Here is a 21,609-nt window from a genome sequence, read left to right as displayed (position 1 = left end):
CTCCCTTGATGATTTTCTTGGCGTCTCTTCGCCGGATGCGTTTTTGCGTCCCGGCAACCTCGAAAGGAAATCGATATGACGACACAAACCGGAACCGTGAAATGGTTCAACGAAGACAAGGGCTTTGGCTTCATCGCCCCCGACAACGGAAGCAAGGACCTTTTTGCTCACTTCCGTGAAATCCAGGCCGGCGGCTTCAAGACCCTGACTGAGAACCAGCACGTGCAGTTCGAAGTCACTCAGGGCGCCAAGGGCCCCCAAGCCTCCAACATTCGTGCCGTGAGCTGAAGGCATTGGGCGTAATGGCCCAGCCAGACTTCTCCACACACTTCTCCCAAGCGCGGTTCATCCGCGCTTTGTCATTTCTGGAAGGCACCGTTGTCATGAAGAATCTGCAGGAGGCCACCGAGCGCATCTGCGAACTCAAAGGAAGCCTGATCGCATTGGACGCACTGCTTCCTTCTCTGCTAGAAGCACTGCCGCCCGCTACCCACGACATTCTGGTGCGTTCGTTTGAAGCACATGCCGAAGCAGCTCGAACGGTCATTCTGAACACCCCCATTTCAGACAATGTACTGGCCGCTTTTGAACGGGACATTGCCAGAACGCGCGCGGTGCTTGCTGGGACCGAGCCACCCCAGGGAAACCTCCATCCACGGCAGGCCGTCGAGGCCATTCTGCTGACCACCACACACATCCGCACCTACGTCGGAACGCGACTGTTGACGGGTGCAAGCGGTTTTTTCTTCCGCCGTGATGATCGACTGTTCCTTGTGACGAACCGGCATGTCCTGTCCGATGAACCAAGCGAGCACTTTCCCGACCGCGTCGAAATCGAGTTGCATACCGATGCAAGCAACCTGACACAGTACGCGACCTTCTCGATACCGCTCTATGAACACGGCCTCGCGCTGTGGCGACAGGCCGCCGACACGGGTGGCGCTGTGGATATCGCCACCATCGAGATTCAGACCAGTCGCTTACCAGAAGGAGCGGTGCTGCATGCCTTCGACAAGTCGCACCTTGACCCTCAAGACGAGGACGTGGCCATTGGAGACAATCTGATAGTCGTTGGCTTTCCGCTGGGATTTCACGACACGGTCCATCACCTCGCAGTGGCCCGCAGCGCATCAATCGCCTCGGCGTACGGCGTACGCTTCCAGCAACAGGGCTACTTCCTGACCGATGCCCGCACACACCGTGGCAGCAGCGGTGCGCCTGTCGTTCGACGCAGGAGCACAAACCAAGGACGCAGGTCCTCTCTGCCGACTTGGCAGTTGCTCGGCGTGCATTCCACGCGCATGGACATGCGCACCCGCGACCTGATCAAAGATGAGTCGCTTGGACTCAATTGCGCTTGGTACGCAGATGTTCTGATGGTGCTGACCCAAACCAAGTAGCGATTCGTCACCTGAAATGAGGGCCCAGGCCATCACGCACGCGCACTGTGCGTTCAGCTTCTGCTGAACAGCAGTTGAGGCTATGCGCGAGCGAACTGGAATGCCTAGCTAAACCACGACAAAGCTCGCCCTGCTACTCTGTAGCCCTCCGGGCCCACTCGATCATCAACAGGCCACGCAAGCCCGCTTGGTTAAAGGGATTTGCGATGATCGACATGGGCCATTACCGTCGCTTTTACCGTCATCCGACAAGAGCTTGGTCTTGTGCGGAAGATGGAAGGATTTGAGAGGCGACGACTCTGGCAACTCCATCGTCAATCGCCCTCTAGGATAGCGCAGACAAGCACAGCGGTATTCCTCCAAGCCTCACTTCGCCGATGGCTTCGGCGCTGCCGGCCCTCCCCTCTTGAAACCACGATCCCCCGCCATGAACGCCTCCAGCATGTGCGGGATCAACTTCTCTGCATCGACCGCCTCGCCATACGCCTGCGCGTGCAGCGCGGCGTAGCGGTCGAGGTCGGCTTTCAGGCCGGCCGGGCACGCGAAGGTAAGCTTGACGTTCTCGGTCTTGGGCAGCGGCCCAAGCCGCAGTTTGATGCTCGGAAAGCCGCATAAAACCAGCTTTCCCGAGAAGACTTTTACCGTCAAAGACGGTTTGGGTCTGAATAGTGAACGGGAGGGTCTTAATCCGGCCGCCGATTCTTACCGCCAGTTTCACCGCCAACCTGTTCCGCTGGCCGGCGATAGCCACCGATAGCTGCCGCGACGTATTTCTTTCTAAATCAACGCGTTATGACAGTTTTTCGATAGCTGGCGATAGTCCTCGAAGGACGTCAATTCACTCCCACTCGATGGTCGCTGGCGGCTTGCTCGACACGTCGTAGGTCACACGATTGATGCCGCGTACTTCGTTGATGATGCGGCCCGACACCTTCTTGAGCAACGCGTACGGTAGTTCGGCCCAGTCCGCGGTCATGAAGTCGCTGGTCTGCACGGCGCGCAGTGCCACGACGTAGTCATAGGTGCGGCCATCGCCCATGACGCCCACGCTCTTGACGGGCAGGAACACGGTAAAGGCCTGGCTGGTCAGGTCGTACCAGCTCTTGCCGCTGGCGGGGTCGATGAAATTGCGCAGCTCTTCGATGAAGATGGCGTCGGCGCGGCGCAGCAGGTCCGCGTATTCCTTCTTCACCTCGCCCAGGATGCGCACGCCCAGGCCAGGGCCCGGGAAGGGGTGGCGGTACACCATCTCGGGCGGCAGGCCCAGGGCCACGCCCAGTTCGCGCACTTCGTCCTTGAACAGCTCGCGCAGCGGCTCCAGCAGCTTCAGGCCGAGCTGCTCGGGTAGGCCCCCCACGTTGTGGTGGCTCTTGATGGTGACAGCCTTCTTGCTCTTGGCGCCACCCGATTCGATGACATCGGGATAGATCGTGCCCTGTGCCAGGAAGGTGGCCCCCTTGTGGCCACCGTCGCCGGCCTTGAGCTTGGCCGCCTCCTGCTTGAAGACGGTGACGAACTCGCCGCCGATGATCTTGCGCTTGGCTTCCGGTTCGTTCACACCGGCCAGCTTGCCCAGGAACAGTTCGCTCGCATCCACGCGGATCACGCGGGCGTGCAGCTTGCCCTCGAACATTTCCATGACCATATCGCCTTCGTTCAGGCGCAGCAAGCCGTGGTCGACGAACACGCAGGTGAGCTGGTCGCCGATGGCCCGGTGGATCAGCGCGGCGGCAACCGACGAGTCCACGCCGCCGGACAGGCCCAGGATGACTTCCTCGTCACCCACCTGCTCACGGATTTTCTGAACGGCTTCCTCGATGTAGTCACCCATCACCCAGTCGGGCTGCACCTTGCAGATGCCCAGGACGAAACGCTCCAGCAGCGCCTTGCCCTGCACGGTGTGCGTGACTTCAGGGTGGAATTGCACGGCGTAGAAGCGGCGCGCTTCGTCGGCCATTCCGGCGATGGGACAGCTGTCGGTGCTGGCCATGAGCTTGAACCCCGGCGGCAGCTCGGTGACCTTGTCACCGTGGCTCATCCACACGTTGAGCATGCCGTGGCCTTCGGCGGTGGTGAAGTCGGCGATGTCCTTGAGCAGTTCGGTATGCCCATGGGCGCGCACGGCGGCGAAGCCGAATTCCCGCTTGTGCCCGCCTTCCACCCTGCCGCCCAGCTGATGCGCCATGGTCTGCATGCCGTAGCAGATGCCCAGCACCGGCACGCCCAGTTCGAACACGGCCTGGGGCGCCTTGTCGGTCGTGTCCTCGTACACGCTGGCATGGCTACCCGACAGGATGACGCCCTTGAGCGTGCCGTCCTTGGCGTACTCACGGATCCACTCGTCGGTCACATCGCAGGGATGCACTTCGCTGTAGACATGCGCCTCGCGCACTCGGCGGGCGATGAGCTGGGTGACCTGGGAGCCGAAGTCGAGGATGAGGATTTTCTGGTGTTGCATGGTGGTGGTCCGTCAGAGGCGGGAGAGGTCGAGAAGGGGCACGCCGCTGCGCTCGGCAGCGGCGATCTGGTCGGGGTCGAATGTGGCCAGCGGCAGCCGCAGCGACCGGGCCAGCCAGAGGTAGGACGCGTCCAGGGTAGGCAGGCCGGTTTCCAGCGCCACATCGAGCACGGCCTTGTGCTGGGCAGGCGCCAGCTCATGCAGCTCCACCCGGTGGCGAATGGCTTCCAGAACGCTCCACAGCCCTTCGATGGCCGCGGGCGGCACACGTCCACTGTGCACTCCGGCAGACAGGATGTTGCTGCACTCCCAGTGCCAGAGGTTGGGGGCTTGCGGCTCCACCTCGTCCCGGCGAATGAGGGCATAGAGGCGCCGTGTGTGGTCGCTGGCCGCATCCGGCAGCAACCAGGCGGCGGTCACGGAAGCATCCAGAACGAAAGCAGTCATGCCTGGCTCCGCCCCACGCGGCGCAAATCGTGGGCAGCCGCACCGGCGGCTGCCGGCCGGATGGTGGCGTGCAGCGCATCCATCTGCCCCAGCTCCCGGGCGATCTGCTCGTCGGAGATCACCGGGCGCCGGCGCACGGGCAGCATGCGCACCACCTCCTTGCCATGGCGGGTGATGCGCACTTCCTCGCCCTGTTCGACCAGTTCGATGAGGGCCGAGAAGCGGCTTTTCGCGTCGTAGATGCCGAAAGACTGCATAAACAAAAAAGTCTGGCCTGAATGGTTAACTCAGACCAGACTATATCGGCCTGACCAGATTTATTCAATCAGGCCAGAATCGGACAAGATCAGTCGGCGCGGTAGTTCGGCGCTTCCTTCGTGATCTGCACATCGTGCACGTGGCTCTCGCGGATGCCGGCCGTGGTGATCTCGACGAACTCCGCCTTGTTGTTCATCTCTTCGATCGTGGCGCAGCCGCAGTAGCCCATCGCAGCGCGCACGCCGCCGGCCATCTGGAAGACGATCGACACCATGGAGCCCTTGTAGGGCACGCGGCCTTCGATCCCCTCGGGCACCAGCTTGTCGGCGTTGGGATTGCCGGTGCTGGATTCCTGGAAGTAGCGGTCCGCACTGCCCTGCTGCATGGCACCAATGGAGCCCATGCCGCGGTAGCTCTTGTAGCTGCGGCCCTGGAACAAGATGACTTCGCCCGGCGCCTCTTCGGTACCGGCAAACATACCGCCCATCATGATGGTGCTGGCGCCAGCGGCCAGGGCCTTGGCGATGTCGCCGCTGTAGCGGATGCCGCCGTCAGCGATCAGCGGCACGCCCGTGCCCTTGAGCGCCGTGGCCACGCTGTCGATGGCCATGATCTGGGGCACACCCACGCCGGCCACGATGCGGGTGGTGCAGATGGAGCCCGGGCCGATGCCGACCTTGACGGCGTCAGCACCCGCCTCGACCAGCGCCAGGGCCGCAGCCCCGGTGGCAATGTTGCCGCCGATCACGTCCACCTGGGGGTAGTTCTGCTTGACCCAGCGCACGCGTTCGATCACGCCCTTGCTGTGGCCGTGGGCCGTGTCCACGACGATGGCATCGACGCCGGCCTTGACCAGCGCTTCGACGCGCTCTTCGGTGCCATCGCCCACGCCGACCGCAGCGCCCACGCGCAGGCGGCCATTGCTGTCGCGTGCGGCGTTAGGGAAGCTGGTCTGCTTGGTGATGTCCTTGACGGTAATCAGGCCCTTGAGCTCAAAAGCATCGTCAACGACCAGCAGACGCTCCAGCTTGTGCTTGTTCAGTAAAGCCTTGGCTTCGGCGGCCGAAGCGCCTTCCTTCACCGTGATGAGCTTTTCGCGCGGCGTCATGATCTCGCGCACCTTGACGTCGTAGCGCGTCTCGAAGCGCAGGTCGCGGCCCGTCACCAGGCCGACCACCTTGCCGCCATCACAGACCGGGAAGCCCGAAATACCCAGCTGCTCGGACAGCTGCAGCACCTGCAGCACCGTGTGCTCCGGGGTGATCACCACCGGGTCGCGCACGACGCCGGATTCATAACGCTTAACCTTCGCGACCTGCGCCGCCTGCTCCTGCGGCGTGAGGTTCTTGTGGACGATGCCGATGCCGCCCTCCTGCGCGATGGCGATGGCCAAGCGCGCCTCGGTCACGGTATCCATGGCAGCGGACACCAAAGGCAGATTCAGCTGGATGTTGCGGGACAGGCGGGTAGCGAGGGACGTGTCCTTGGGCAGGACCTGGGAGTACGCTGGCACCAGCAACACATCGTCGAAGGTGAGCGCTTTTCCAAGAAGGCGCATGAGAAAGCTCCAAAAGGCGGATTGTACCCGCGCGGACGCAGCACACGCTGGCCCGGGGTGGCCGCTGGCGCCCCCGCGCGGCCCTGGCTACACTCCAGCGCATGAAAATGCACCGAATGGTCCTGCTCGCCGTGGCCTGCTCCTGGGCGCTGGGCGCATCCGCCCAATGGCAGTGGGTGGACAAGGATGGCCGCAAGGTCTTCAGCGACCGCCCCCCTGCGCAGGACGTTCCGCCGCAGAACATCCTCAAGCAGCCGGGGGGCGCCCCCCGCCCCTCAACGGCTGCGGCCCCTGCGGCACCGACGGCTCCCGCAGCCAGCGCCGTTGGAGCGCCTCAGGCAGCCCTGCCCCGCCCATCGGGCAAGGATGGCGAGCTGGAGGCACGCAAGGCGGAAGCCGAAGCCGCGGAGGCCGCACGCAAAAAGGCCGAAGGCGATCGCATCGCCCGCGCCCGCGCCGAGAACTGCACGCGCGCACAGCAGACGAAAGCCACGCTCAACTCCGGTCAGCTGCTGGCCCACACCAATGCGCAGGGCGAACGCGGCTTCATGAGCGATGCGACGCGCGAAGCGGAGAACAAGCGGGCGGACGCGATCATCGCGTCGGACTGCGGCGCGGCCAGATCCGCGCCCTGAGCGCCGGCAGAAATCCCTCGGACCAGCGCGCGATGCGCCTCCCTGGGCGCAGCGTGTCAGTACCCGGCCTTGGCACCCGGGCGGCGCTCTGCAAAAAGGCCCGTGCCCCGGCGGCCTTGCCGGGCAAACCGCTCGCGGCGGGCCACCTTGGGGTCCACGACCAGCGGCCGGCACCACTCCACCCGGTCCCCCTCTTCCAACGCCTGGCGCACGTCAGTGCCGCGGCCCCAGATCGCGGGTGCGTAATCGGTGTCTGCCGGATCCAGCGAGCAGGCCCGCAGCGCGTCCGCCACCGTCGCGCCCACGGGCAGCTCCAGCGCCCATTCGCGAACCTGGCCGGGCACCAGCGATGCAGCCACTGCAATGCGCAGCAGGGACTCAGCCATAGACCTGCTCTGCACGCTTGATGAAGGCATCCACCATGGAGCCCGCGATGCGGTCGAACACGGGCCCCACCAGGGCGGCCAGCGCCGCATTGTCGAAACCGTATTGCAGTTGCAGCTGCACCCGGCAGGCCCGTTGCGTGCCATCGCCGACCGGCAGGAACTGCCAGTCCCCCTCCAGTTGCGAGAACGGTCCTTTGACGAGCTGCATGTGGACGCGGCGGCCTTGCTCATGGGTGTTGCGCGTGACAAACGACTTGCGCAGCGCGCCCATGGCGATGCCCACCTCGGCCGTCATGCTGGTGGCGTCCTGCTCCAGCACGGAGGCGCGGTCGCACCACGGCAGGAATTCGGGGTACTTGGCCACATCCGTCACCAGAGCAAACATTTCTTCGGGGCTGTACCAGATCAGGACGGACTTGTTGACGGTTTTCATGCTGGATGGGGCCAGAGGCCAGAGACGGTCGTGGACGGAGGCATCTTAGAACGTGTTGACGATCTCGCAGGGGTCGCGTTGGAGCGCAATCGCCCGATTTCGCTCCAACCCGAAGGGCAGTGGTGTGGGCGGGCGGTCTGCGGCGTTGCGGCGCTGGTGGATCGCCATGCTATCCACTGCGCACCGCGCCTTGCATCCCTTCCCGCCCACACCGCTGCGCAACCCCTGGGAGATCGTCAACACGTTCTTAGGGCTTGCAGAGAATGCCTGGCCCTAGAATCGTGGGAGCGAGACGACAACAATTGTAGGGAGGCCTTTGAACTCCCGGTTTGCGCCGCATCTAGTAACTATGGCCAAGAAACCTGATTCATCGTCCCGCATCGCCGACAACAAGAAGGCCTCGTACAACTATTTCTTCGAGGAGCGCTACGAAGCCGGCATGGTGCTGCACGGCTGGGAAGTGAAGGCGCTGCGCGAAGGCAAGGTGCAGCTCACCGACGGCTACGTCGTGGCGCGCGAGGGGGAGCTGTACCTGATCGGCTGCCAGATCAATCCGCTCAAGACCGCCTCCACGCACGTAAGCCCGGACGCCGTCCGCACCAAGAAGCTGCTGCTGCACAAGACGGAGATCGAGCGCCTCATCGCCAAGGTGGAGCAAAAGGGCTATACGCTGGTCCCCATCAACCTGCACTGGAAGGACGGGCGCGCCAAGTGCGAGGTTGCCCTCGCCAAGGGCAAGGCGGAACACGACAAGCGTGACACCATCAAGGACCGGGAAGGCAAGCGCGAGGTGGAGCGCGCGATGAAGAGCCGCCACCGCTGAACGCGCAGAACGAGGCAGGTCGGGCACCCGTCCGACAGCCGGGGGCCGGTCCGCTTCTCTACAGTCGGGGGCTTCGCCAACTCCCAGCTAGGAGCCCGTTCATGAATCGCAAGCTCTCCTTCATCGCCATCACCCTCTCGGCTACCTTGCTGGCCGCCTGCGGTACGAGCGGCACGCACCACCCGCAAGCTGCCGCCAAGCCCAGCACGCCTACGCAGGCGGCAGACGGCACCCTGATCGGCCCCGACGGGCGCACGCTGTACACCTTCACCAAGGACACGGTGGGCAGCGGCACGTCGGCCTGCTACGACCAGTGCGCCGTCAACTGGCCTCCGCTGCCGGTGACCGCCGGTGCGCAGCCGCAGGGCGACTATTCCATCCTGGTGCGCAGCGACAACAGCCGCCAGTGGGCCTACAAGGGCCAGCCGCTGTACTACTTCGTGAAGGACACCCAGCCCGGCACGAAGCTGGGCGATGGCGTGAACGGCGTGTGGAAGGTGGCGCGTCCCTGACGCCGCCCGGTCCTGCGCCCTCGACAAAAGCCGCACACTGTGCGGCTTTTTTGCTTTCTTGAAGCAAAAACAGTCTCTAGCGCTTATCCATCAAGCGCCTATTGCTATCATATAAGTAGCAATGTCAACCCTGGAGTGCGGCGAGCGGGTGCGCATGCGCGGGCCAGGGGCTGGCGAAGAAGGCCTGCACCAGTTCCGCCGGCACGTCCTCGATGCGGGCGGGGCTCCAGCGCGGCGCGTGGTCCTTGTCGACAGCCAGGGCGCGGATGCCCTCGACGGTCTCGCTCTGGCCGGGGCGCAGGTAGAAGCAGTGGCGCACCATGTCGCGCTCCATGCGCAGATCGGTCGCCAGATCCATCTCGCGCGCACGGCGGATTTGTTCCAGCACCACGTGCAGCATTAGCGGAGAACGCTTGCGCAATGTCTCGGCGGTGGCGCGGGCCCATGCATCGCCGGAGGATTCCAGGGCCGTGACGATGGCCTGCACGCTGTCCAGGGCAAAGTACGCATCGATGGCATCGCGGTCGCCGCTCGGAGCCGACGACGCTGCAGGCGCCACGCAGTGCGACGCCACCCATTGCTCGACAGCCGGCCCATCGGCGAACGGGCGCGCACCCAGCCCCTCCCAGACCGCCGCCAATTGCTCCACGGGCAGGCATCCGTCGGCCAGCCCCCAGGCGATCGCCTCGGCAGCGCCGATGGTGTGCCCGGTGAGGCCCAGCCATTCGCCCACGCGGCCCGGACAGCGCGACAGGAAATAGCCACCACCCACATCGGGGAACAGGCCGATGGCGGTCTCGGGCATGGCCATCTTCGTACGCTCGGTCACCAGGCGCAGGCTGCCGCCCTGGCTGATCCCCATGCCGCCGCCCATGACGATGCCATCCATGAAGGCGATGTAGGGCTTGCCGTAGTGGTGGATCAGGTGGTTGAGCGCGTATTCCTCGGTGAAGAAATCCTCCAGCCGCGGATCGCCGCGGCTGCCGGCCTGGTGCAGAAAGCGGATGTCTCCGCCCGCGCAGAAGGCGCCGAACGCGCCCTCCTTGTTCGTGCCGCGGATGGCAACGGCCCGCACGTCAGCGTTGTGCTGCCAGGCCAGCAAGGTCCCCATCAGCGAGCGCACCATGTCCAGCGACAGCGCGTTCAGCGCCTTGGCGCGGTTCAGGGTGATGAAGCCCACCTGGCCTCGGATTTCGCTGACGATGTGCTGTTCTGCTTCGCTCATGGATGTCTCTCTCTGTACGTCTTGTGTCTGGGTAAGCACCCGGCACCCGTTGCCGGAGGCCGCCATTGTGCCGGACGCCGATGCGCCAGGCTGTCTCCCGGGCACCGGCGACAGCCCAGCCGCGCAGGCCCCCGTCGACCGGCACACGCCCGCGCCCATAAGGCAATAAAAGCGGCCTCCAACGCTTATTCCAAAAGCGCATTTAGCTATTATTTCAATAGCATGCAGCATAAAAAAAGGAGCCCGAGGGCTCCTTTTTTTCGTCGCTCAGGAAGCGATCACGAACGGCCGGCGCGCTTGCGCTCGTTTTCCGTCAGGAAACGCTTGCGCAGACGCACGCTCTTGGGCGTGATTTCGACCAGCTCGTCGTCCTCGATGAACTCCACGCCGTATTCCAGCGTGAGGTCGATCGGGGGCGTGATCTTGATCGCGTCTTCCTTGCCGCTCACGCGGAAGTTGGTCAGCTGCTTGGTGCGCGTGGCGTTCACGATCAGGTCGTTGTCGCGGCTGTGGATGCCGACGATCATGCCTTCGTACACCGGGTCGTTCGCCTTCACGAACATGCGGCCACGGTCGTCCAGCTTGCCCAGGGCGTAGGTGAAGATTTCACCGTCGTCCATGGAGATCAGCACGCCGTTTTTCCGGCCACCGATGGCGCCCTTGTGCGGCTCGTAGCTGTCGAAGATGTTGCTGATGAGGCCGGAACCGCGCGTCAGGTTCAGGAACTCGTTGGTGAAACCGATCAGGCCACGGGCCGGGATGCGGTATTCCAGGCGCACGCGGCCGCGGCCGTCGGACTCCATGTTCACCAGCTCGCCCTTGCGCTCGCCCAGGGCCTGCATCACGCCGCCCTGGTGGCCTTCTTCGATGTCGGCCGTCACCAGCTCAATCGGCTCGTGCTTCACGCCGTCGATATCCTTGAACACCACGCGCGGCTTGGAAACGGCCAGCTCGTAGCCTTCACGGCGCATGTTTTCCAGCAGGATGGTCAGGTGCAGTTCGCCGCGACCCATGACTTCGAAGATGCCTTCTTCGTCGGTTTCCTTCACGCGCAGGGCCACGTTGTGCTGCAGTTCCTTCTGCAGGCGGTCCCAGATCTGGCGGCTGGTCACGAACTTGCCTTCACGGCCGGCCAGCGGCGAGGTGTTCACGCAGAAGTTCATCGTCAGCGTGGGCTCGTCCACCTTCAGCATGGGCAGCGGCGCGGGGTTGGCAGGATCGGTCACGGTCACGCCGATGCCGATGTCCTCGATGCCGTTGATCAGCACGATGTCGCCGGGGCCGGCCAGCGGGGTCTGCATGCGGTCCAGGCCCTGGAACGTCAGCACCTGGTTCACACGGCCCTTGACGCTCTTGCCGTCCGGACCTTCCATGACCAGCACATCCTGGCCGGGCTTCAGCGTGCCCTGGCTGATACGGCCCACACCGATGCGGCCCACGAAGGTGGAGAAGTCCAGCGCCGAGATCTGCAGTTGCAGCGGAGCGGAGGCATCGCCCGAGTTCGGGGGCACGTGCTTCAGGATGGTGTTGAACAGGGCCGACATGTCGGGGCCCCACTGCTCACCGGGAGCACCCTCTTCCAGCGACGACCAGCCGTTGATGCCCGAGGCGTACACCACGGGGAAGTCGAGCTGCTCGTCGGTGGCACCCAGCTTGTCGAACAGGTCGAACGCGGCGTTCACGACCTTGTCGGGGTTGGCGCCGGGCTTGTCCACCTTATTCACGACCAGGATGGGGCGCAGGCCCAAGGCCAGGGCCTTCTTCGTCACGAAGCGCGTCTGGGGCATGGGGCCTTCCTGCGCATCGATCAGCAGCACCACACTGTCGACCATGGACAGGGCGCGTTCCACTTCGCCGCCGAAGTCCGCGTGGCCCGGGGTGTCGACGATATTGATGTGCGTGCCTTCCCAGCTCACAGCGCAGTTCTTGGCCAGGATGGTGATGCCACGCTCTTTTTCGATGGCGTTGTTGTCCATGACGGTATCGACGACCTTTTCGTGGTCGGCGAAGGTACCGGACTGGCGCAGCAGCTGGTCCACCATGGTGGTCTTGCCATGGTCAACGTGCGCGATGATGGCGATGTTGCGGATTTGTTTGCTCATAGTGCTTCCAATGTGCCGCGCTCTGCAGGCGGCGTTTTTTCTTCCAGAATCTGTTGAATCTCCAGAGGGCTCAGGAGCCGTTCCGGAATGAGTTCGCCGCCTGCCACATGGGCCACCCCTAGAAGTGCGCGGGGTTGGCCCCCGAACACGGCCACGGCTTCGGCATCGGGCCAGGGGCCCCGCCTGCGCATGCCGGACAGAAACCGGCCTGCATTTTCGCTGTCGAGCGTGACATTCGCATGCCCGGCCAGCAGGGTTTCCACAGGGTGCACGCAGGCCATGCGCTCGTCTTCCGTCATGGCCTCCAGTGCCTGCAGCGTGATGCAGCGGTCCACGCCCAGTCCACCCGTATCGATGCGGCGCAGAAAGACCAGGTGCGCGCCGCAGCCCAAGGCGCGGCCCACGTCCTCACCCAGGGTACGGATGTACGTGCCCTTGCTGCACCGCACTACCATTTTGATAGCTGGCAGCGCTTGCTCCGTCTGCGTTAGAGCCAATTCCAATGCATGAATCACCACATCCCGCGCGGGCCGCTCGACCTCGATCCCGGCGCGCGCGTATTCGTACATCGCCTTGCCGTCCTTCTTGAGCGCGCTGTGCATCGGCGGCACCTGGCGGATGGGGCCGGTGAACTGTTGCTGGACCGCGGCCAGACGCTCGGGCGTCAGTGCCGCCACGTCCACCGCGCAGCGTTCCACCACCTCGCCCTCGGCATCGCCGGTGGTCGTGGTGGTGCCCAGCAGCGCGACGGCCTCATAGGTCTTGGGCGCATCCAGTTGCAGCTGGCTGAACTTGGTGGCCGCACCAAAGCACAGCGGCAACACGCCGCTGGCCAGGGGGTCGAGCGTTCCGGTGTGGCCGGCCTTTTCGGCGCGCAGCAGCCACTTGGCCTTCTGCAACGCGTCGTTGCTGGAAAAGCCCAGGGGTTTGTCGAGCAGCAGCACTCCGTGCACCGGGCGCCGCTGCACCCGGATGCGGGGAGCGCGTACCGTCATGCTTCGTCGTCGTCTTTGGAGCGCGAAGCCACGGCGCGCGCGATCAGCGCGTTCATGTCCGACGCACGCTCGGTGGTGCGGTCAAACACGAAGTGCAGCGTAGGCACGGTGTGGATGTGCAAACGCTTGAACAGGCCGTTGCGCAGGAACCCCGACGCCTGGTTGAGCGCTTCCTGGGTCGCATCGGTGTCGCCCACGAGCACACTGAAGAACACCTTCGCGTGCGCGTAGTCGGGAGTGACCTCCACCGCCTGCAGGGTGACCATGCCGATGCGCGGGTCCTTCAACTCGCGGATCAGCTCGGTCAGGTCGCGCTGGATCTGGTCCGCGACCTTGAAGCTGCGGTTGGGCGTGGAGGATTTCTTGCCAGCCATATTCAATTCCCCCCCTGAGTCGCTTCGCGCCTTCCCCCCTCAGGGGGACGACGCCGACGGCCTGGCAAAGCCAGTTCCGTGGCGTCCGCTGGCGTGGCTTGCTCCGCAGCCCTCTGAGGGGCGGCGTGCGATGCCGCGCTGGCGATGCGCGGGCTGTATGGGGTGCAAAAAGATTGCATCAAAGCGTCCGCGCGATTTCCTTGATGTCGAAGAACTCGAGCTGATCACCTTCCTTGATGTCGCTGTAGTTCTTCAACTTGATACCGCACTCGAAGCCTTCCTTGACTTCCTTGACGTCGTCCTTCAGGCGCTTGACCGAGTCGACTTCGCCCGTGTAGACCACGACGTTGTCGCGCAGCAGGCGGAAGCGTGCATTGCGGTGGACCATGCCGGACGTGATGTACGAACCAGCAATCGTGCCGATCTTCGTGGCGACAAACACCGTGCGGATCTCGGCCGTACCGATGACTTCCTCGCGCTGCTCGGGAGCCAGCATGCCGGACATGGCGACCTTGAGCTCATCCACAGCGTCATAGATGATGCTGTAGTAGTGCAGGTCGACACCGTTGCTCTCGGCCGTCTTGCGCGCGCCGGCATCGGCACGCACGTTGAAGCCGATCACGATGGCCTTGGAGGCGATCGCCAGGTTGATGTCGGACTCGCTGATGCCGCCCACGCCGGCGTACACCAGCTGGACCTTGACTTCGTCGGTCGACAGCTTGAGCAGCGACTGCGACAGCGCTTCCTGCGAACCCTGCACGTCGGCCTTGACGATGATGGGGAGGGTCTTGACCTCGCCCGCCGTCATGTCGGCGAACATGTTCTCCAGCTTCGCAGCCTGCTGCTTGGCCAGCTTGGTGTTGCGGAACTTGCCGGCGCGGTAGGTCGCTACTTCGCGGGCACGGCGTTCGTCGCTCAGCACCTGGAAGTCGTCGCCAGCCTGCGGCACTTCGGTCAGACCCTGGATTTCCACCGGGATCGACGGACCCGCCGTCTTGGCTGGCTTTCCGTTCTCGTCCAGCATGGCGCGCACGCGGCCATAGGTCTGGCCTGCCAGCACGATGTCGCCGACCTTCAGCGTGCCGGACTGCACCAGCACCGTGGCCACAGGGCCGCGGCCCTTGTCCAGTTGCGCTTCGATCACCAGGCCCTTGGCCAGCGACTCGACGGGCGCCTTCAGTTCCAGCACTTCGGCCTGCAGCAGCACCTGCTCCAGCAGATCGTCGATACCGGCACCGGTCTTGGAGGACACCGGCACGAACGGCGATTCGCCGCCGTACTCTTCCGGCACCACTTCCTCGACCACCAGCTCTTGCTTGACGCGTTCGAAGTTGGCATCGGGCTTGTCGGACTTGGTGATGGCCACCACGATCGGAACACCAGCCGCCTTCGCGTGCTTGATGGCTTCCTTCGTCTGGGGCATCACGCCGTCGTCGGCCGCCACCACCAGGATGACGATGTCGGTCGCCTGGGCACCGCGGGCACGCATGGCCGTGAAGGCCTCGTGACCCGGGGTATCGAGGAACGACACCATGCCGCGCGGCGTTTCCACGTGGTAGGCACCGATGTGCTGCGTGATACCGCCGGCTTCGCCCGCGGCCACCTTGGCGCGGCGGATGTAGTCCAGCAGCGAGGTCTTGCCGTGGTCGACGTGGCCCATCACGGTCACCACAGGAGCACGCGGCAGCGCCTCGGCCTGTGGGCCGGTCGCTTCTTCGTCGGTGAAGGCTTCCGGATCATCCAGCGCCGCCACCACGGCCTTGTGGCCCATTTCCTCGACCACGATCATGGCCGTGTCCTGGTCCAGCGGCTGGTTGATGGTGACCATCTGGCCCATCTTCATCAACGCCTTGATGACCTCGGACGCCTTGATCGACATCTTGTGCGCCAGCTCGGCCACCGTGATGGTCTCGGGCACATGCACTTCGATGATGCGCGCCTCCACCGGGGCCTGCGGCTGACGACCTTGCTGGTCGTCGCGGTCATTGCCACGGCGGCCGCGCGGGCCACCGCGCCAGTTGTTGCGACCCACACCGCCACTGCTGTCGCCGCGGGTCTTGATTTCCTTCTTCTTGGCCGGATCGCCTGCCCAGCTGGAGGACAGCTTGGCCGACTTCACTTCCTTGCCGGAACCTGGCGCGGCCGGTGCACCCGCACCCGTGCGGGCTGCACCCGGCACCGTGGCCGGCTTGTGCAGCGTGCCCTTCTTGGCATCGCCAGCCCCCGGGGCCTTGGCCGCCGGCTTGAGTTCCTCGGGCTTCTTGGCGACCATGACCTTCTTGGGCGTGGCCATCATGGCGCGGATGGCCTCCGCCTCGGCGAGGGCCTTGCGACGGCGTTCGTCCAGGTCGGCGGCGCGCGCGGATTCTTCCGCAGCACGGGCAGACGACTCGGCCTCGGCCTTGGCACGGGCTTCCGCCTGGGCCTTGGAACGGGCTTCCGCTTCGGCTGCGGCTTCGCGAGAGGCTTCTTCCTTCTCGGCAGAAGCCACGGCCTTCTTCTCGGCCTGCTGGGCGGCATAGGCCGCGGCGCGCTCTTCGGCCTCGCGTTCGCGCAGTTCGCGCGCTTCGCGCTCACGGCGCTTGACCGTGAGTTCGGCTTCCTGGCGGCTGATCAGCTCGGCCTGGCGACGCGCCTCTTCCTCGCGGCGCGCCAGCTCCAGATCCTCGGGGGATGGTGCAGCGGAGGACTCTTCGTTCTCGGCCACGCCTTCGTCATCCTCGCGCTTGATGAAGGTGCGCTTCTTGCGCACTTCCACCTGGATCGTGCGCGCCTTGCCCGTGGCATCGGCCTGCTTGATCTCGCTGGTCGACTTCTTGGTCAGGGTGATCTTCTTGCGATCGGCCGAAGCCGTGCCATGGCTGGCTTGCAGGAAGGCCAACAGCTTCTGCTTGTCGAACTCGGTCAACGCATCGCTGGGCGCGGACTTCGCCACGCCTGCGGACTTGAGTTGGTCAAGCAGGGTTTCCGGTGATTTCTTGAGTTCGGTGGCGAACTCGGCGACGGTGTTACTGGACATATTTGGCTCGTACCTCCCCTGACCTTACTCTTGCTGCCCTGCGAACCAATGTTCGCGTGCCTTCATGATCAAGGCCTTGGCATCTTCTTCAGACTGTCCGGTCAGGTCGGTCAGTTCATCAATGGCCAGATCGGCCACGTCATCACGCGTGTGCACCCCACCCTCCGCCAGCTTGGCGATGAGATCGGGCGTCAGGCCCTCGAGGTCACGCAAGTTCTGCGACACGCCCTCGACGCTTTCCTCGCGGGCGATTTCCATCGTGAGCAGGGCATCCTTGGCGCGGGCGCGCAGCTCGTTGACGGTGTCTTCGTCGAAGCTCTCGATCTCCAGCATTTCCTGCAGCGGCACATAGGCCACCTCTTCCAGGCTGGCGAAACCTTCGGCGATCAGGATGTCGGCGATCTCTTCGTCCACATCCAGCTTTTCCATGAACAGCTTGCGGGACGCATCGGTTTCGTTGGCCTGCTTCTGGGCCGACTCCGCCGCGTCCATGATGTTGATCTTCCAGCCCGTGAGTTCGGAAGCCAGGCGCACGTTCTGACCGCCGCGGCCGATGGCGATCGCGAGGTTCTCCTCGTCCACCACCACATCCATGGCGTGCTTTTCTTCGTCCACCACGATGGACGAGACGTTGGCCGGCGCCAGCGCGCCGATCACGAACTGTGCGGGGTCTTCGGACCACAGCACGATGTCCACACGCTCTCCGGCCAGTTCATTGGTCACCGCGTTGACGCGGGTGCCGCGGACGCCGACGCAGGTACCGATGGGATCCACGCGCTTGTCATGGGACAGCACGGCGATCTTGGCGCGGCTGCCGGCATCGCGGGCGCAGCTCTTGATCTCCAGCAGCCCCTGCTCGATCTCGGGAACCTCGTTGCGGAACAGCTCGATCATGAATTCCGGCGCCGAGCGCGAGAGGATGATCGGCGCGCCCCGCAGCGTTAGGTCGACTTCCATGATCATGGCCCGCACGCGGTCGCCGTTGCGCAGGTTTTCCTTGGGAATCATCTCGCCCCGGCGCAGGCGGCCTTCCACGCGGCCGGACTCGACAATGATGTCGCCTTTGTCCATGCGCTTGACGGTACCGGTGAAGATGCGCTCGCCGCGGGACATGAAGTCGTTGAGCAGCATCTCGCGCTCGGCGTCGCGGATCTTCTGCAGGATCACCTGCTTGGCAGCCATCGCACCGATGCGGCCGATGGGCACGGACTCGACACCTTCTTCGATGTACTCGCCGACCTCGACATCGGCGATGCGCTCCTGCGCGTCCATCAGCAGTTCTTCAGCATCCGGATTTTGCAGGCCGGCATCGTCGGGCACCACCAGCCAGCGGCGGAAAGTCTCGTAGTTACCGCTGTCGCGGTCGATGGCGACGCGAATGTCCACTTCGCCGGGGTACAGCTTTTTCGTCGCCTGCGCCAGGGCGGATTCGACGGCGCCAAACACCACATCGCGCTCGACGTTCTTCTCACGCGAAATAGCCTCAACCAACATCAACAATTCGCGATTCATGCGACGACTCTCCTGTTTCTCAATCACTTGGGGGCCTACGCCGGCAGCGCTGGTCCGAAATTTTTATCTTTGAAGTCTCAGCCCGGCGGAGGCCCGGCCTTGGAGCCACGCCCCTTGAAATCCACGATGGGCGCGAGACGTGCATCGCGCAGTTCGTCCAGCGTGAAGCCCAGGGCCTGCAACGGCGGCGGCACACGCTTTTTGCTGACTCTCTGGCCAGGCTTGGGCGGCGGCTCATCGCTCCACACGATTTGCCAGCCGCCTGACTCGGCCCGCTCCAGCGTGCCGCGGAATTTCTTGCGATTGGCATTCACCTGGCCTTCGGCAGCAGCACCCAGGGGCGCCTTCAAGGTGATGTCGATCACCTCGCCGGCAAACCGCAGGAAATCCTGCTCGTGGCGCAGGGGGCGATCGATGCCGGGGGACGACACTTCCAGCCGCTTGTATTCGACGCCGTCGACTTCCAGGGCGAACTGCAACTGGCGCGTGACCTTCTCGCAGTCCTCGACGGTCACGAACTGCTCGGCCACGGGCAGTTGCGCGTTCACATCGGGCGCGCTCCATGGCAGATCGATGGTGATGCGCAGCAGCCCGCCGGCGGAGCGTTCCACCTCCACCAGGTCGTAACCCAGGCCAGCCACTGTCTGTTCGACGATCTCTTGCAATGCCACGTGTGTTCTGTTCAGTTTCCAGAAGTGCGAAAAACCCGACAACCACCCAGTCAACCCGGCAGCTTCGAGCTCGAAAAGCAAACGCCCAAAAAAAACGGGCGGTGAGTACCCGCCCGTTTGGTCGTGAAGCCGCTATTGTAGCGGTTAAAGCCCCGCTTTGCAAAGCTGGCGGCACGCAACTTGCATCCTAGGCCTACACGTTTGCAGCACGCACGCGGGCCCACAGCGCCTGGGCCTCCTCCCCCGGCCCCGCCTCGGCCCCGGGGCGCTCCATGAGGCTGCGCAACAGGCGGTCCAGCACTCCGGACTGGGGCAGCAACGGCCCCAGGAAACGGACCAGTGGGCCCTGGGCAATCAGCAGCGAGGGAAAGGTCTCGACGTCGAAATCCTCGACGATATCCTCGCGATCCTCGACATCGATCCAGAGAAACCTCACCCCAGGATGCAGCGATTCCAGTGCCTTGAAGAGCCCTTCGTATTCCCGGCACACGCCACACCATTCGGCGCAGAGACAGACCACCGACCATTCGGCGGCGGCGGATGCGGAAGGCGCGAGGCCACTGGGGGCGGACGGTCGGTCCATGAGGGAGGTCCTTGACGGAATCAACGGCGGAGGCTGCACGACGCATGCGCTTTTTTTTAGCGCGCACGGTAGACATCTATGGTACCTACGGATGGGGCCGTGTTGCCCCAGGCATTGCGGATGAACGTGGCCACGTCCGCGATTTCCTCATCGCTGAGCACGTGCAGGAACGGAGGCATTCCGTGCGGCCGTGGATTGCCCGCCGTCGCTGGAAGATACCCACCATGCAGGATCGTACGGATCACGTTGACCGGCGGTTGAAGTACCACAGCCCGGTTCCCCGCCAGCGGCGGCATTGCCCCGGCCACCCCTTCGCCGCCGTCCCCATGGCACTGGGCGCAGTGGCGCGTATACAGGCCCTGCCCACGCTGGAGTGTCTGCACCACTGGCTGGGCAGCCTCCTCCGGTTCAGCACGCTGCAACGGCAGGCTTTGCAGATAGACGGCCACGGCCCGGGCATCGGCATCGTCGAGGTACTGGGTGCTTCGCACCACCACCTCGGCCATGGGCCCACTGACAGCAGCCCGCGGGGTAGTCCCCACGCGCAGCAGAGCGACGATGTCTTCGACCGGCCAGTCCTGCAAGCCTGCCTGGGCCGGATCATTCAAGGCCGGGGCATACCAGCCCTGGCCGTCCAGCATTCCACCCGCCCAGGCCGCACGGCTCTTGCTACCGCCCAGCGCGTTGCGCGGCGTATGGCACGCGGCACAGTGCCCCAATGACTGAACGAGGTATGCGCCTCGGTTCCATTCGGGCGGGCGTGCCGGATCGACGCGCCACTCGCCAGGACGAAAGAACAGGGCGCGCCACCCCGCCAACGCCCACTGCGTGCTGTAGGGATACTTCAGCGCATGCGGCAGATTTGGCTGGTGGACGGGCTCGACCGTGCGCAAGTAGGCCCACAGGGCATCCGCATCTTCACGCACCATCGAGGTGTAGCTGGTGTACGGAAACGCGGGATACAGCAGCCGACCATCGCGGGAGCGCCCTTCGTGCAGAGCAGTCCAGAACTCGTCCGCCGACCACCGTCCCAGGCCGGTGGCGTCGTCGGGAGTGAGATTGGGAGCCCGCACCTGCCCGAACGGGGTCTCGACGCTCCGCCCGCCGGCATAGGGTGCACCGCCCTGCACGGTATGGCAGCCCATGCAGTTGCCCACCCGTGCCAGGTAGGCACCCCGGGCGACCAGCGTGGACGATGAAGGCAGCCCTTCCGTTGCCGTCGGCGCCCCGGACCCAACGGCTCGCCCCCAATGCCCGAGTTCTCCTGTGGTTGCCGCGAATATGCCCAAGACCACAGCCGCAGCCACAGCGACCGCCGCCAACGCCCACACTGCCCACCCCCTGCGCGTGCGTGGAACCGGCCAGGTCATTGCTGTGCCTCCTGCACGATGGCCCCACCGACGCCGCCACAGGCCCAGGGCAACGGGCCCGCAAAAGCCCGAGCGGGCTTGCCGCCCTGCGGTACCGGACGGGTAGCCAGCCAGGCGGACACGGCGCTCACATCGTCCGGCGTCAGCCGCTTGGCCACCCGGGCCATGCAGTCGGGCGCCGTGCCGCGGCGTTGGGCTGTCTGCCATGCGCCAAGCTGACTGTTGAGATAGTCCCGCGGCAAACCCAACAGCCCAGGGACCGATGGCGCCACGCCGGTCATCGACGCGCCATGGCATTGCACGCACGCCGGAATGCCGCGCGCCCCGTCACCCTCCAGCACCAACCGCCGGCCGCGCTCCTCGACCGCCGGCGGCAAAGGCAGAGCAGGCGGCGGCACGTAGGGCACGTCAAGGCTGGCGAAGTGCTCAGCCATCTCCCGCAGGTAGGCATCGGGGAGATGTTCGAGCAGGTAGGTCATCTGCGGATAACTCCGCCGGCCATCGCGGAAGTTCAGAAGTTGGTGGTACAGGTAGCCGGCGGGTTTGCCGGCGATGCGCGGGTAGTAGCCGTAGGGCGTCGCCCGCCCCTCGGGTCCGTGACAGGCCGTGCAGGCCAGGACACGCGACGACATGCCAGCGTCCACCGTCACCGGATTGCGCGCCTGCACGGGCTGCGCCTTCGCGATCGAGGCGCCGAACAGCAGGCAGACCGCGCACCAAAACGCTCGCCAGCATCGAAAAAACAGCATCAGGTCTTTACTGCCGCCGCGGGACGGCCGTGGAGGGGAATGGGCTCACCGCACTCTAAACCAATCCCCTGCGCGCGCGAACACGGAGCATCCCGCATG

22 protein-coding genes are annotated in these 21,609 nt (G+C 64.7%); 5 read left to right on the top strand and 17 right to left on the bottom strand.

The features are described 5' to 3' along the window. The first annotated feature begins 75 nt into the window (after positions 1-75). Together cspE and QE399_RS13770 are read left to right on the top strand one after the other, a co-directional pair. Positions 76-288 (top strand): transcription antiterminator/RNA stability regulator CspE, encoded by a 213-nt coding sequence (gene cspE, locus QE399_RS13775; protein ID WP_309829362.1) that lies wholly within the window; start codon positions 76-78, stop codon positions 286-288. 14 nt (positions 289-302) lie between these two features. Further along, positions 303-1,400: a S1 family peptidase gene (locus QE399_RS13770; RefSeq protein ID WP_309829360.1), complete on the top strand. Its 1,098-nt coding sequence runs from the start codon at positions 303-305 to the stop codon at positions 1,398-1,400. 366 nt (positions 1,401-1,766) lie between these two features. On the opposite strand, the gene QE399_RS13765 is transcribed toward QE399_RS13770, so the two are convergent. The 5 genes from QE399_RS13765 to guaB all read right to left on the bottom strand — a co-directional run bounded on the left by QE399_RS13765 (position 1,767) and on the right by guaB (position 6,121). Continuing rightward, a complete protein-coding gene (locus QE399_RS13765) occupies positions 1,767-1,997 on the bottom strand; it encodes a DUF2274 domain-containing protein (protein WP_309832107.1) in 231 nt (76 codons plus the stop codon). A 241-nt stretch (positions 1,998-2,238) separates the two neighbouring features. Continuing rightward, positions 2,239-3,858 carry a glutamine-hydrolyzing GMP synthase gene (gene guaA / locus QE399_RS13760; RefSeq protein WP_309829358.1) on the bottom strand — a complete coding sequence of 540 codons (1,620 nt, stop codon included), beginning with the start codon at positions 3,856-3,858 and terminating at the stop codon, positions 2,239-2,241. A 12-nt stretch (positions 3,859-3,870) separates the two neighbouring features. Continuing rightward, entirely contained in the window at positions 3,871-4,305 is a 435-nt protein-coding gene (locus tag QE399_RS13755) for a type II toxin-antitoxin system VapC family toxin (RefSeq protein ID WP_309829356.1), read from the bottom strand. Next, the gene (locus QE399_RS13750; RefSeq protein WP_309829353.1) at positions 4,302-4,562 is read right to left on the bottom strand and encodes a type II toxin-antitoxin system Phd/YefM family antitoxin; all 261 of its coding nucleotides are present in this window, start codon (positions 4,560-4,562) and stop codon (positions 4,302-4,304) included. Before QE399_RS13750 ends, QE399_RS13755 begins: the two co-directional genes overlap by 4 nt. An 89-nt stretch (positions 4,563-4,651) precedes the next feature. Further along, the gene (guaB, locus tag QE399_RS13745) at positions 4,652-6,121 is read right to left on the bottom strand and encodes an IMP dehydrogenase (RefSeq protein WP_309829352.1); all 1,470 of its coding nucleotides are present in this window, start codon (positions 6,119-6,121) and stop codon (positions 4,652-4,654) included. 101 nt (positions 6,122-6,222) lie between these two features. Between guaB and QE399_RS13740 the strand changes: the two genes are divergently transcribed. Then, positions 6,223-6,756, top strand: coding sequence for a DUF4124 domain-containing protein (locus tag QE399_RS13740; protein ID WP_309829350.1), 534 nt, complete (start codon positions 6,223-6,225; stop codon positions 6,754-6,756). 56 nt (positions 6,757-6,812) lie between these two features. On the opposite strand, the gene QE399_RS13735 is transcribed toward QE399_RS13740, so the two are convergent. Then, positions 6,813-7,142 carry an RnfH family protein gene (locus QE399_RS13735; RefSeq protein WP_309829347.1) on the bottom strand — a complete coding sequence of 110 codons (330 nt, stop codon included), beginning with the start codon at positions 7,140-7,142 and terminating at the stop codon, positions 6,813-6,815. Further along, the gene (locus tag QE399_RS13730; RefSeq protein WP_309829345.1) at positions 7,135-7,575 is read right to left on the bottom strand and encodes a type II toxin-antitoxin system RatA family toxin; all 441 of its coding nucleotides are present in this window, start codon (positions 7,573-7,575) and stop codon (positions 7,135-7,137) included. Before QE399_RS13730 ends, QE399_RS13735 begins: the two co-directional genes overlap by 8 nt. A gap of 349 nt (positions 7,576-7,924) precedes the next feature. Between QE399_RS13730 and smpB the strand changes: the two genes are divergently transcribed. Beyond that, positions 7,925-8,398 carry an SsrA-binding protein SmpB gene (gene smpB, locus QE399_RS13725; RefSeq protein WP_309829343.1) on the top strand — a complete coding sequence of 158 codons (474 nt, stop codon included), beginning with the start codon at positions 7,925-7,927 and terminating at the stop codon, positions 8,396-8,398. Positions 8,399-8,499: 101 nt separating this feature from the next. Then, positions 8,500-8,910 (top strand): COG4315 family predicted lipoprotein, encoded by a 411-nt coding sequence (locus QE399_RS13720; protein WP_309829341.1) that lies wholly within the window; start codon positions 8,500-8,502, stop codon positions 8,908-8,910. Between the two features lie 124 nt (positions 8,911-9,034). Here QE399_RS13720 and QE399_RS13715 read toward each other — a convergent pair whose 3' ends face one another. The 10 genes from QE399_RS13715 to QE399_RS13670 form a co-directional block, all read right to left on the bottom strand. Continuing rightward, positions 9,035-10,135, bottom strand: coding sequence for an enoyl-CoA hydratase/isomerase family protein (locus QE399_RS13715; RefSeq protein WP_309829339.1), 1,101 nt, complete (start codon positions 10,133-10,135; stop codon positions 9,035-9,037). Positions 10,136-10,413: 278 nt separating this feature from the next. Continuing rightward, on the bottom strand, positions 10,414-12,237 hold the full coding sequence (gene typA, locus QE399_RS13710) for a translational GTPase TypA (RefSeq protein ID WP_309829337.1): 1,824 nt from the start codon (positions 12,235-12,237) through the stop codon (positions 10,414-10,416). Then, positions 12,234-13,232, bottom strand: a complete 999-nt coding sequence (gene truB / locus QE399_RS13705) for a tRNA pseudouridine(55) synthase TruB (protein WP_309829336.1) — start codon at positions 13,230-13,232, stop codon at positions 12,234-12,236. Before truB ends, typA begins: the two co-directional genes overlap by 4 nt. Then, positions 13,229-13,606 (bottom strand): 30S ribosome-binding factor RbfA, encoded by a 378-nt coding sequence (gene rbfA / locus QE399_RS13700; RefSeq protein WP_309829334.1) that lies wholly within the window; start codon positions 13,604-13,606, stop codon positions 13,229-13,231. The genes truB and rbfA overlap by 4 nt, the downstream gene beginning before the upstream one ends. 178 nt (positions 13,607-13,784) lie before the next feature. Then, positions 13,785-16,625, bottom strand: a complete 2,841-nt coding sequence (gene infB, locus QE399_RS13695; protein WP_309829333.1) for a translation initiation factor IF-2 — start codon at positions 16,623-16,625, stop codon at positions 13,785-13,787. A 24-nt stretch (positions 16,626-16,649) separates the two neighbouring features. Then, a complete protein-coding gene (gene nusA / locus QE399_RS13690; protein ID WP_309829331.1) occupies positions 16,650-18,137 on the bottom strand; it encodes a transcription termination factor NusA in 1,488 nt (495 codons plus the stop codon). A 77-nt stretch (positions 18,138-18,214) separates the two neighbouring features. Then, positions 18,215-18,808, bottom strand: a complete 594-nt coding sequence (gene rimP / locus QE399_RS13685) for a ribosome maturation factor RimP (protein WP_309829329.1) — start codon at positions 18,806-18,808, stop codon at positions 18,215-18,217. A 193-nt stretch (positions 18,809-19,001) separates the two neighbouring features. After that, complete coding sequence (locus tag QE399_RS13680; RefSeq protein ID WP_309829327.1) at positions 19,002-19,391, bottom strand: thioredoxin family protein; 390 nt, start codon at positions 19,389-19,391, stop codon at positions 19,002-19,004. Between the two features lie 56 nt (positions 19,392-19,447). Beyond that, on the bottom strand, positions 19,448-20,761 hold the full coding sequence (locus QE399_RS13675; protein ID WP_309829325.1) for a c-type cytochrome: 1,314 nt from the start codon (positions 20,759-20,761) through the stop codon (positions 19,448-19,450). Then, the gene (locus tag QE399_RS13670; RefSeq protein WP_405043670.1) at positions 20,758-21,510 is read right to left on the bottom strand and encodes a c-type cytochrome; all 753 of its coding nucleotides are present in this window, start codon (positions 21,508-21,510) and stop codon (positions 20,758-20,760) included. Before QE399_RS13670 ends, QE399_RS13675 begins: the two co-directional genes overlap by 4 nt. Positions 21,511-21,609: the final 99 nt, after the last annotated feature.

This window comes from Paracidovorax wautersii (assembly GCF_031453675.1).
Classification (GTDB): Bacteria; Pseudomonadota; Gammaproteobacteria; order Burkholderiales; family Burkholderiaceae_C; genus Paracidovorax.
This window is presented reverse-complemented; position numbering and strand designations above follow the sequence as displayed.